The organism is Nonomuraea rhodomycinica, assembly GCF_013363995.1.
GTDB classification, from domain to species: Bacteria; Actinomycetota; Actinomycetes; order Streptosporangiales; family Streptosporangiaceae; genus Nonomuraea; species Nonomuraea rhodomycinica.
The window spans coordinates 53,894-65,816 of the sequence record NZ_JABWGO010000010.1 but is presented as its reverse complement, the minus strand read 5'-3'; the positions used below and the strand labels follow the sequence as shown (position 1 = coordinate 65,816).

General features: G+C 71.9%; 7 protein-coding genes. 3 read left to right on the top strand and 4 right to left on the bottom strand.

What is annotated here, in order from left to right; all coding sequences use genetic code 11:
- Positions 1-121: 121 nt before the first annotated feature.
- From HT134_RS32245 to serB, 3 genes are all read left to right on the top strand, one after another.
- The gene (locus HT134_RS32245) at positions 122-778 is read left to right on the top strand and encodes an SDR family NAD(P)-dependent oxidoreductase (RefSeq protein ID WP_175604258.1); all 657 of its coding nucleotides are present in this window, start codon (positions 122-124) and stop codon (positions 776-778) included.
- Between the two features lie 32 nt (positions 779-810).
- Entirely contained in the window at positions 811-1,821 is a 1,011-nt protein-coding gene (locus tag HT134_RS32240; RefSeq protein WP_175604257.1) for an S-adenosylmethionine:tRNA ribosyltransferase-isomerase, read from the top strand.
- Between the two features lie 75 nt (positions 1,822-1,896).
- Positions 1,897-3,114 carry a phosphoserine phosphatase SerB gene (gene serB, locus HT134_RS32235; protein ID WP_175604256.1) on the top strand — a complete coding sequence of 406 codons (1,218 nt, stop codon included), beginning with the start codon at positions 1,897-1,899 and terminating at the stop codon, positions 3,112-3,114.
- Here serB and HT134_RS47850 read toward each other — a convergent pair.
- From HT134_RS47850 to HT134_RS32215, 4 genes are all read right to left on the bottom strand, one after another.
- Positions 3,104-5,938, bottom strand: a complete 2,835-nt coding sequence (locus HT134_RS47850) for an FUSC family protein (protein ID WP_175604255.1) — start codon at positions 5,936-5,938, stop codon at positions 3,104-3,106. The genes serB and HT134_RS47850 overlap by 11 nt on opposite strands.
- Before the next feature lie 42 nt (positions 5,939-5,980).
- Positions 5,981-6,448, bottom strand: coding sequence for a SixA phosphatase family protein (locus HT134_RS32225; RefSeq protein WP_312888612.1), 468 nt, complete (start codon positions 6,446-6,448; stop codon positions 5,981-5,983).
- Positions 6,449-6,927: 479 nt separating this feature from the next.
- A complete protein-coding gene (locus HT134_RS32220; protein ID WP_175604254.1) occupies positions 6,928-9,210 on the bottom strand; it encodes a sodium-translocating pyrophosphatase in 2,283 nt (760 codons plus the stop codon).
- A 2,279-nt stretch (positions 9,211-11,489) separates the two neighbouring features.
- Positions 11,490-11,921: an ATP-binding protein gene (locus HT134_RS32215; protein ID WP_175591042.1), complete on the bottom strand. Its 432-nt coding sequence runs from the start codon at positions 11,919-11,921 to the stop codon at positions 11,490-11,492.
- Positions 11,922-11,923 lie beyond the last annotated feature (2 nt).

Sequence of the window (11,923 nt, the reverse complement as noted above, 5' to 3'; positions counted from 1 at the left end):
AGACCCACTCTAGGGTTCCCCCACCGACGGTCCTCCCGCGATGGTCCTAGGACGAAGTGCCCAGGCCCGGACGGGTCCGCGGCCCGATGTCGTACGGGCGCGGCGTTCCTACCGTCGAGACATGACGAACACCGCACTGATCACCGGCGCCTCCCGCGGTCTCGGCCTGGCCCTGGCCCGGTCGCTGGCGGAGGCCGGCTGGGACCTCGTGCTCACCGCGCGCGGCCGGGACGACCTCGACCGGGTCGCCGCCGAGCTGGGCGCCACCGCCATCGCCGGCGACGTGACCGACCCGGCCCACGTCGAGCGGCTGTCGCTGGCCGTGCCGGAGCTCGACCTGCTCGTCAACAACGCGAGCGGTCTCGGGGCGACGCCGCTGCCCCCGCTCGCCTCGTACCCGCTGGAGGCGTTCAAGCTGCTGCTGGAGACCAACGTCACCGCGCCGCTCGCGCTCGTCCAGGCCACGCTGCCCGCGCTGCGCCGCCGCGGCGGCGCGGTCGTCAACGTCACCTCCGACGCCGCCACGGGCGCCTACCCCGGCTGGGGCGGCTACGGCGCCACCAAGGCCGCGCTGGAGCAGTTGTCCAACGTGCTGGCCGCCGAGGAGCCCGGCGTGGCCGTCTGGTGGGTGGACCCCGGCGAGATGAACACCCGCATGCTGGCCGACGCCGTGGGCGAACAGGAGGCCGGCGGCGCCACCGACCCCGCCAAGGTCGCCGCCGCGCTACGCGACCTGGTCAGGTCCCGTCCCGCCAGCGGAAGGGTGAGCCTCCAGTGACCGCGACCCTCGACCGGAAGGGTGAGCCTCCCATGACCCCGCCCCTCGACTTCGCCCTCCCCGACGCCTTGTCCGCGCACGAGCCGCCCGAGGCCAGGGGCCTGGCCCGCGACGGGGTGCGCCTGCTCGTCTCGCGCGGCGACGACGAGCCCGCGCACCACCGGTTCACCGACCTGCCCTCCCTGCTCGCGCCCGGCGACCTCGTCGTGGTCAACAACTCCGCCACGCTGCCCGCCGCCGTCCGGCTCGACCGGCTGGCCGTCCACTTCTCCACCGCGCGCGAGGACGGCACCTGGCTCATCGAGCTGCGCCGCCGTACGAGCGCCGCCTCCGAGCCGTACGCGGGAGGGGAGCCCGGCGAGTGGCTGCCGCTGCCCGGAGGGGCCACGCTGCGGCTGCTCGGCCGGGAGACGCCCCGGCTGTGGCGGGCCCGGCTCGACCGGGACGTGGAGGCGTACCTGCGCGAGCACGGCATCCCGATCCGCTACTCGTACGTGGCGGGGGACTGGCCGATCGACGCCTACCAGACCGTGTTCGCCACCGTGCCCGGAAGCGCCGAGATGCCCAGCGCGAGCCGGCCGTTCAGCGCCGACCTCGTGACGGCGCTGGTGGCGCGCGGCGTGCGGATCGCGCCCGTCACCCTGCACACCGGCGTCGCCTCTCCCGAGAAGGACGAGCCGCCCTACGCCGAACGGTACGAGGTGCCGGCGCCGACCGCGCGCCTGGTGAACCTCACCCGGCGCGACGGCGGCCGGGTCGTCGCGGCCGGCACGACCGTCGTCCGCGCCCTGGAGACCGCGGTGGACGCCCGCGGGCGGGTCACGGAGTCGGCGGGCTGGACCAGCCGCGTCGTCACCCCCGACGACGGGGTGCGCGTCGTCACCGGCCTGCTCACGGGGCTGCACGAGCCGCGCTCCAGCCACCTCATGATGCTGACCGCCGTCGCCGGGCGGACGGCGCTGGCCCGGGCCTACGAGGCGGCGCTGCGGGAGGGATACCTGTGGCACGAGTTCGGCGACTCCCACCTGCTGCTGGCCGGGTGAACGCCAGCGATCCACGTCATGAACACCCACCCCTGGTCCGCGTCCACCCCGCACGGCACAGTAGCGTGACTGGATGTGGACCAGCGGACCCTCCTGATCACTCTCAACGGCCCTGACCGGCCCGGCGTCACCTCCCGGCTCTTCTCCGTCCTGTCGGGCTTCCCGGTGACCGTCTCCGACATCGAGCAGGTCGTCATCCGGGGGCGGCTCACCCTCGGCGTGCTCGTCGCCTACGCCGGCGGCCCGTCCACCGGCACGGGCACCACCCTCGGGGCCCTGTGGACCTCCGTGGAGCGCGTGGCCGAGGACCTCGGCATGGAGGTGGAGCTCTCCACCGGCTCCCTGGCCAAGGAGAAGCGCCGCCGCGGCCGGCTGTCGGTCAGCGTCCTCGGCGCCACGCTCCAGCCCGCCGCGATCGCCGGCATCGCCGGCCGCATCGCCGCCGCGGGCGCCAACATCGACCGCATCGAGCGCCTCGCCCAGTGGCCCGTCACCTGCATCGAGCTGTCGGTCTCCGGAGCCGACCCCGACGCGCTGCGCGTGCAGCTCGCCGCCGAGGCGGCGGCCCAGCAGGTGGACGTGGCCGTGCAGCGCACCGGCCTGTCCCGGCGGGCCAAGCGGCTCGTCGTCATGGACGTCGACTCGACGCTCATCCAGGGCGAGGTCATCGAGCTGCTCGCGGCGCACGCCGGCTGCCTGGACGAGGTCGCCCGGGTCACCGAGGAGGCCATGCGCGGCGAGCTGGACTTCGCCGAGTCGCTGCGCCGCCGGGTCGCCCTGCTCGAAGGGCTGCCGGCCGACGTGCTGGAGCGGGTGCGCCAGGAGGTCGTGCTCACACCCGGCGCGCGCACCCTCGTCCGCACGCTCAAGCGGCTCGACTACCGCTTCGCCATCGTCAGCGGCGGCTTCACCCAGATCACCGACGCGCTCGTCGAGGACCTCGGCATCGACTACTCCGCGGCCAACGTCCTGGAGATCATCGACGGGCGGCTCACCGGCCGGGTCGTGGGCGAGATCGTCGACCGGCCGGGCAAGGCGCGGGCGCTCGAACGCTTCGCCAGGGAGGCGGGGCTGCCGATCAGCCAGACCGTGGCCATCGGCGACGGCGCCAACGACCTCGACATGATCGCCGCCGCCGGGCTGGGCATCGCCTTCAACGCCAAGCCGGTGCTGCGGCAGGCGGCCGACACCACCGTCAACACGCCGTACCTCGACTCGATCCTCTACCTGCTCGGCATCTCCCGGGACGAGGTCGAGGCGGCCGACGCCGAGGACACCGCGCTCACCCGCTGACCCGCCGGCCCAGGGGGGCGGCGGCCTCGCGGGCCAGTTCGAGGGCGTCGGAGCACAGCGAACGCAGCGCGGGGTGCGCCGTCACGGTCAGCCGGAGCTGACGGCGCACCGCGGAGGTGTCGACGGCGTGGGCGGGCGCCGCGGCCGCTTCACCGGACGCTTCCGGGGACCCCTTGGAGGCCGCTTCCTCAGACGCCGCGCGGGATGCCTCCGCCCTGGCGGCCTCTTTGGCCACCGCCTCCTTGATGATCGACTTGACCTCGCCGGCCAGCTCGGCGAGCCGTTCCTCCAGCTCGTCCGCCTCGGGAGGCGGCTCGCCGCTGCGCACGGTCTCGGCCACGGCCGCCAGCCGGTCCGCCACCGCGTCCAGCACGGCGACCGTGGCGTCCGAGCCCACCTCCGAGCCGCGCAGCACGGACGCCACCGCCAGCGCGTCGTCCCTCAACCTGCGGGCCGCCGTGACCGCCTCCCGCAACTCCGGCGGCACCCGCCCACCCGGCTCCTTGCCCAGTTTGTCCAGGGACGCGGTGAGCGCGTCGGCGGCCTGCCCCGCCGCGTCCGCGTGTACGAGCACGGCGTCGAGATCGCGCTCGGCCACCGCGCCGACCAGCGTCCCGTGCTGCTCCAGCAGTTCCGCGGTACGGGTGCGCAGCCGTCCGCCCTCGCTGCGCGGCCACAGCAGCCGCGCCGCCGCCAGCGCCAGCAGGCCGCCGCCGGCCGTCAGCAGCAGCCGGGCCCCGGCCGCCCGCCAGTCGAGCGGGGTGGAGAAGTCGGCGAGCATCATGGCCAGCGGCGTCGCGAACACCATCCAGTAGCCGTAGCTCACCTCGCGCAGCGCGTACCCCACCGTGGCGAACCCGAGCACGGTCGCCGCGATCGTGTACGGCCCCGGGACGGCCGCCAGGATCACCGCGGCCACGGCCGCGCCGAGCACGGTGCCCGCCACCCGCAGCACCACCCGCTCCACCGTGTCGCCGTACGTCGACCGCAGGGCCAGCATCACGGTGATCACGAACCACTTGCCGTACACCTCGTGCGTGCCGATCATGAGCATCATCGCCACGGTCACGGCGATGCCCAGCCGTCCCAGATGCTCGGCCGCGCCGCCGGCCTGCAACGCCCGCCACGCCCGCCGAGGCGAACGGACCGCCCGCCGCCACGCCCTCCGCAGCCGCGCCGGCCGCCACCAGCCGTGGCCGCCCCGCCAGAACGGCCGCCACACCACCGGCCGCCAGGCCCGCGGAACCACGGCCGGCACCCTGATCCCCCGCGCCGCGAACACCCCGACCCCGCGCACCCCCACCACGATCCGGTCGAGGCAGCGCCGCGCCTGGCCCAGCACCGCGATCCGCCGCAGCGACGCCGGATCGGCCCGAACCCCCGCCCGCTGCTCCCCCACGTACTCCCCGAAGGCCGCCGCCGCGGCCAGCGCCGCCTCCACGTCCTCCGGCGTCTTGGTGCGCAGCGCCACGGTAAGAGCCCGGACGACCTCGTCGATCCCGCAGCCGTCCCCCACCGCCAGGGCGCGTACGACCTGGTCACCCGCGCGGCGATCGTGGTCCTCCAGAGCAGACGCCGCGCCACCCCCACGGCGGTCCTGCTCCCCCAGAGAAGGCGCGACCTCTACACCCCCGCGACGATCCTCCCCCACCCCCCGCACACCCTCGCCGCCCGCCAGGCGATCGTGGCCATCGTCCGGAGAAGGCGCGCCCTCGCCACCCGCCAGGTGATCACGGTCCGCCGAAGGAGGCTCGACCTCGTCTCCCGCCCCGCGCTCCTGGCCCCTCAGACGAGGCGCGACCTCGCCGCTCGCGCTTTCGCCCCCGCCGCGAGCCACGTCCGGCAGCGCCCGCGCGACGTCGTCGTCTCCGTGGCGATATTCACCCGCAGGACCTTGAGCACCCCCAGGACCTTGAGCACCCCCAGCGCCTTCAGCACCCCCAGAGCCGCGAGCACCCTCCGGACCCGAAGCACCGATTGGACCCTGGGCACTCCCCGGGCCCTGAGCACCCCCACGGCGCCGGAGCTGTGGACCCTGAGCGACCTCATCTCCATCTCCTCCGCGCCGACCCGCTTCCCCCCGCCCGCGCATGCCCGGGTCGCGCCTGCGGCGGTCCTCCTCCGCCACCTGCGCGCGCAGCCCACGCAGCGTGACCGTCTCCACGAAGACGCGGACAAGCGTCCGCACGTACGCGTCGGCCGATCGAGTGTTGTCCTCACCGGCGTGGAAGGCCGCCGACGCCGTGCCCGCCGCCTCCAGCGCCTTCGACGCGCGCTCCCGGCGCTTCCCCCACCCCTCGTCGTCCAGGTCGACGCCGTCGAGCATCGACGCCAGCGACTCCCGTGCCCCGCTCAGCGCCTCGTGCAGCGGGTCCAGCCGCCGAACCGGCCACGGCGCCAGCGCGAGGACGGTGAACCACACCCCGCCCAGCGCCATCTCCCACGGCCCCGACGGCCCGACCGGCGCGTGCAGGTAGAAGCCGAGGACCGCCGCGATCGCGGGCGGCGTCCCGACGATCCGCCACCGGGCCGCCGCCGCCACCAGACCGATCACCACGGCCGCCCACCACGGGTACGGCCCGAGCAGCATCCCCAGTGCCATCCCCGCCGGCACCAGCACCAGCTTGACGACGAGGTTCCAGGCGCGCTGCGCGTACGGCTTGCCGTACACGTCGCCGAAAGCAGTCAGATACGCCCCGAGCGCCACGAACGCGCCCCCGTGCGGCACCCCGGCCGTCACTCCGGCGAACAGCGGAGCCGACACGGCCACCCCGCAGAGCAGCCCGTACCCCCACGGAGGCCGCGCCGGCAGCGCGAACCCCACGCGCAACGCTCTGGCGGCCCCCCGCATGCGTGTCGCCCCTGGTCAGTGTTCCTTGGGATCCCAGCGCGTGACCAGGTGTCCCTCCCCTGGGGACAGGTCTACCCAGGACGATCCCGTCCGGATCACCGCGAACGACCCCGGCCGGAATCCGTACTCGCCGCCCGTCAAGCCGAGCGCCAGCTCGTGGACCCCCGGGTTGTGCCCGCACAGGACGAGCGTGCCGACCTCGGGGTCGGTGCGCCTGATCAGCTCCAGCAGTTCGTCCGGGTATGCCTCGTAGATGTCGCGCTCGTAGCTCACCTCGGCGTCCGGGAAGGCCAGCTCGGCGGTGCGCCTGGTGCGCTCGGCCGGCGAGCACAGGATCAGGTCGGGCACGAGCCCCATGGCCCGCAGCTCGTCACCGGCCCGCCCGGCGTCACGCTCGCCCCGCTCGGTCAGGGGCCGCTCGCGATCGCTCAACCCGGGCACCTGCGCGGCCTTGGCATGGCGGAGCACGATCAGCGTCGGCACCTCGTCACACCCCCCTCGACGCCCACATGGCCAGCGCCACGATCGCCGCCAGGATGACCAGCATGGCGAGCAGGATGAAGGCCAGCGTCTTTCCACCGGTCGGCCGCTTGTCGTTCATCCGCACAGTTTCCCACCGAGGGGTTCAGGTGTCCCGTACGGGACCGACCACCTTCCCCCTGGGCACCCCGGAGCCCTGAAACCTTGAAGCACCCGCCCTTCTCCGTGAGTCGCAAACCCGCGAGACACCAGCCCGCGTGAGAGGCCGGCCCCGGAGATGCCGCAGCCTCCCCCAAGGCCGGCAACACGAAAGCGCCCGCCCTTCCCGGCATCACCGGAAAGGACGGACGCCTCATACGACGCGACCCACCAGAACCAAACGCCCCCGATCACCAGGCCAGCACAGCCAAGGATCAGAAACAGGACCAGAAACCAGGACCAGAAGACGGACCCAGAAGGCAGGACGCGATCGACCCCGCCCCCTACGACGCGACCGGGGTCTGCTCCCGCTTGTGGTTGTTGGCCGGTTCGCTGGTCGCCGAACGGCGCTTGGAGACCACGATGGCCCCGACCACCACCGCCAGCGCGAACACCGTGACCCCGACCCGCAGCGCGGCGTTGCTCGCATACAGCACGACCGCCGGCGCCACCAGCAGAGCGACGAGGTTCATCACCTTGATCAGCGGGTTGATGGCCGGACCGGCGGTGTCCTTGAACGGGTCGCCCACCGTGTCGCCGATGACGGTCGCGGCGTGGGCCTCGGAGCCCTTGCCGCCGTGGTGGCCGTCCTCGACCAGCTTCTTCGCGTTGTCCCAGGCGCCACCGGAGTTGGCCAGGAACACCGCCATCAGCGTGCCGCAGGCGATCGCGCCGGCCAGGAACGCGCCCAGCGGTGCGTACCCGAAGGCGAAGCCCACCGCGATCGGCGTCATGACCGCCAGCAGGCCGGGCGTGGCCAGCTCGCGCAGCGAGTCACGGGTGCAGATGTCGACGACCCGTCCGTACTCGGGCTTCTCGGAACCGTCCATGATGCCCGGCTTGTTGCGGAACTGGTCGCGCACCTCGAAGACCACGCGCATCGCGGCCCGTCCGACCGCCATGATCGCCAGGCCGGAGAAGAGGAACACCACTGCCGCGCCGACCACCAGGCCGACCAGCACGTTCGGCTGGTCGATGCTGAGGCTGAACGACGACGTCTGCGCGAGCTGCGACTCCACCGCCGTGCGGAACGCGCCGAACAGCGCGGTCGCCGCGAGCACGGCCGTGGCGATCGCGATGCCCTTGGTGATGGCCTTGGTGGTGTTGCCGACGGCGTCGAGGCTGGTCAGCACCCGCGCGCCCTCGCCCTCGACGTCGCCGGACATCTCGGCGATGCCCTGGGCGTTGTCGGAGACCGGGCCGAAGGTGTCCATGGACACGATGACGCCGACCGTGGTGAGCAGGCCGGTGCCGGCCAGCGCCACCGCGAACAGCGCGATCGTCACGTTCCCGAAGCCCAGCAGGAACGCGCCGTAGACCGCGCCCGCGATGATCAGCGCGGAGTAGACGGCCGACTCCAGGCCGACGCTGATGCCGGCGAGGATGACGGTCGCGGGGCCGGTGGCCGAGCTCTCGCCGATCTCGCGTACCGGGCGGCGGTTGGTCTCGGTGAAGTAGCCGGTCAGCAGCTGGATGGCGCTGGCCAGGACCAGGCCGATGAGCACCGCGCCGATGGCGATCAGCCGCGGGTCCGCGTCGGACTTCACGGCCGAGCCGCTCAGGCCGCTGAAGCTGTCCGGCAGGTACCAGAACGCGGCGGCCGCGACGAGCACCGCCGAGATGGCGGCGGAGATGAAGAAGCTGCGGTTGATGGCGGACATGCCGCTGCGGTCGCGGTCGCGCAGACCGGTCACGAAGATGCCGATGATGGCGGTGACCACGCCGATCATCGGGACGATGAGCGGGAAGATCAGGCCCTGCTCGCCGAACGCGACCTTGCCCAGGATCAGGCTGGCCACCAGCATGACCGCGTACGACTCGAACAGGTCGGCGGCCATGCCGGCGCAGTCGCCGACGTTGTCGCCCACGTTGTCGGCGATGGTCGCGGCGTTGCGCGGGTCGTCCTCAGGGATGCCCTGTTCGACCTTGCCGACCAGGTCGGCGCCGACGTCGGCGGCCTTGGTGAAGATGCCGCCGCCGACACGCATGAACATCGCGAGCAGCGCCGCGCCGAAGCCGAAGCCTTCGAGCACGCCCGGCGCGTCGCCCTGGTACAGGAACACGACGACCGCGGCGCCCAGCAGGCCGAGGCCGACGGTGAACATGCCGGCGACGCCGCCGGTGCGGAAGGCGATGCGCATGGCGCGCTTCTCGCCGGTGTCGCGGGCCGCGGCGGCCACGCGCACGTTGCCGCGCACGGCCAGCCACATCCCCATGAACCCGGTCAGCGCGGAGAACACCGCACCGACCACGAAGAAGATGGAGCGGCCGATGCGCACATCGGTCTCGCCCGGCAGCAGGAGCAGCAGGAAGGGAATCACGACGACGAAGATCGCCAACGTGCGGAACTGCCGCGTCAGGTAGGCGGCGGCGCCCTCCTGCACGGCCCGGGCGATGTTCTGCATGCGCTCGGTGCCCTGGTCGGCGCGCAGCACTTCGCGCACCAGGCCGCCGGCGACGGCAAGGGCGATCAGTGCGACCGCGGCGACCACGATCACGATGGTGAGATTGTTACCGTTCAGGGCCAGATTGGACGCTGGCTCAGCGGCCAGCACGTGCCTAAACATCGGGTTCTCCTCGGCAAGACCGGTCGTCCTGCCCGGGCGGTGCTGCGAACATCGGCTGGCGGGTGCGGCACCATCCGGGTTGTGGGTGCCGCTTCCGGTTGAGTCCGCAGTTCCGCCGGATCACCTTGGCCGGTGCCGGGAGTCTACGCAGCGTCTGCCAGGATATGAAGGCTCTGCAGCCGGTTAATTGTGCGCGCGTCCAGTAAACCCCTGACGGGGGGGCGATTTGGGAACTTACACGGCAAATTTCCGCCAGTTTACGGCCCTGACAACAAGCGATAACGACACGCCCGAAAGACCCTCCAGCCCCGACCGCCTCCTTACCCCGCCGCTGCGTGCTCTGCCTTCAAGATCTCCTGGCAACGCCCTGCTCCTCTAGCCATTCCGCCAGCACTACCCACTGAGCCGCCCAGCGGCATGTCAGCCCCACGAAGGCCTTCCGGCGTCGCAGACCTCTCCGAGCCTCCTTTCCGTAGGCGCGCCATTCCGGATTGCATGGGCATGCAGAGTTACGGTTACTTTCGCCCGGGAGTTCGATCCGGTAGAAAGATCAACATCAACCGAACGGCTGACTCAAACCCGGCCAATAGGTCAGCCCGTTCTAGATCATTGAACTTGGTGAGAAGATCAAACTTGCCCTGACGACAAGATCACAAAAGGCGTTCAACCTCCGGAGACCTTCCACGCTCCGGCAGGAAGTACGGCTCTTACAGCTCGCCATGCCCTGGAGAAGCACGACCCTGGCCGACACTCCACCTCTGGATCAGAAGGTACGACCGGATCCGGCTCTCCACGCCCCGAAAGGAGGAGGTACGACCCTCGCTGGCTCTCCACGCCCGGGAACAGGTGGTGCGAGCCTGGCAGGCGATTGACGCCCTGGAGACAATCCAGCCCTGGCGGGCGATGCGCGCCCGGAGAGAGAGTCCAGCCCTGGCGAGCGATGCGCGCCCTGAGAGAGAGTCCGGCGCGGCAGGCCATCAACGCCTTCGAAGGAAGTCCCGGCTCTGGTAGACGATCTGACCTCTAAGAGCCGAGTCATTGCAGAGAAGCGATCCAGCCCCGGGGAGCGGCTGTCCTGAGGCGACAAATCGACCTCCGGAGTGTCCACCTCGGCCGGCGATCCCAACGCAGCCGGCAACGCCCCGAGTCACGCGCCTCAGCTGCACTTGACCACATCGACCCACCTATGTAGCTCAGCCTGTATCGATCGACCTGACCTGTATGGACCCCACCGGCTCGGTTCCCCGTCTCGCCGGGCTCGATCCTCTGTCTCGTCGGCCCACCGGTCTGGTGCACGCCTTCGGCCAAGCCAGAGGTGGCCGCCTCCTCTCCCGCGAAACGGAAGCCATGGGCCCGGGTGCGCACGTCACGGCGCTCGGCCTGCGCCGCTGGAGGAGCGTGGCCCTGGACAGGGCCCAGCCCCGGTCGGCGGATGGGGCCCACCGTGCTGGGCCGTACGAGCTGGCTCGCGCGGTGCTGGGCTGACGGGCACTTGTACGGCGGCCGGCGCACGAGACCCGGACCAACCCAAAGCCCCTGAACCCACCAAGCCAGCCCAGCCGGCCCGCCAGCACCCGCCAACGCCCGCCAGCGCCCGCCAGCGCCCGCCCACCAGCGTCCCCACGACAAAGCCGGCCTGCGGCTCCAGACGCCAGTCGCCGCGCAAGCGCCCGCTTCGCCCTACACCGCCCCGCCCAGCCCCGAACACCCCGTCAAGGCGCGTGCACGCCCACACGGCCCGCAGGCCGCCCGCAGAACGCTCGCAAGAAGGGAGTGAGGAAGGCGGCCCAGCCTGACACATACCCAAGTTCATCACCCAGGGGTATCCACCCACCCCAGGTGAGGCGCCAGACGACGCGGAGGCACATATACCGGCGCCTCCTACACCCCGAAGACCGGATGGTCCGAGCCATCCGCACGCCAGGCACCGTGGGGCCTGCAGCCATCCGCACGCCAGGAATCATGAATCCCGCAAGCGACCCGCCCGCCAGGAACCATGAAGCCCGCGAGCCATCCCCACGCCGAACGCTGACAAGCCTCGTTCTCGGCCGGCGTCAACCACGACCACGCAATGCCAGCGACAGGGGACCGACCGCCACACGGCCTCACCAACCGCCACACCGGCCTTATCGGCCACCAGCCGTCACTACGGAGAGGCGGTCACGTGGGCACCGCATGATGAGTGCCGGTGCCCACGGGAAACACCAAGCGTCACATAACCACGTGAAGCACAGGGCACACGTAACCACGTGAAGCACCAGAAAAGGATCTACGGGGATCTACACGGGAAGGCGGCCGTTGGGGGCGGCAGGCCAGCTCATGCGGATGCGCATGCCCTTGGGACTGGGAAATACCTCGACATCGTCAGCCAGGCCCGCGATGACCGCGATGCCGAAACCCGTCGCGAACGGGTCGGAGAGCATCCCAAGATCCAGGGGTTGCTCCGGCTTGATCTCGTCGCTGGGGGCCTGGTCGCTTACCGTTACTTCGAAACGTCCGGAGTCGTCACGCAGCTCGATGCGGATGGGCTCGCCCGGGCAGTGGGCGCGGTGGGCCTCCACCGCCCGAGAGCACGCTTCACCCACGGCGAGCCTGACCTCGTCCAGCAGCGACTCCTCCACGCCCGTGCGTCGGGCGATCGCCGTGGCCACCAGCCGGGCGGTCCGCACATGCGCGGGGAGGGCACTGAACGTCAGCTCGACAGTGGCCATGA

Coding starts and splice junctions, on each gene's coding strand:
- HT134_RS32215 (WP_175591042.1), bottom strand. CDS start 11,921: ATGGCCACTGTCGAGCTGACGTTCAGTGCCCTCCCCGCGCATGTGCGG.
- HT134_RS32240 (WP_175604257.1), top strand. CDS start 811: ATGACCCCGCCCCTCGACTTCGCCCTCCCCGACGCCTTGTCCGCGCAC.
- HT134_RS32220 (WP_175604254.1), bottom strand. CDS start 9,210: ATGTTTAGGCACGTGCTGGCCGCTGAGCCAGCGTCCAATCTGGCCCTG.
- HT134_RS32245 (WP_175604258.1), top strand. CDS start 122: ATGACGAACACCGCACTGATCACCGGCGCCTCCCGCGGTCTCGGCCTG.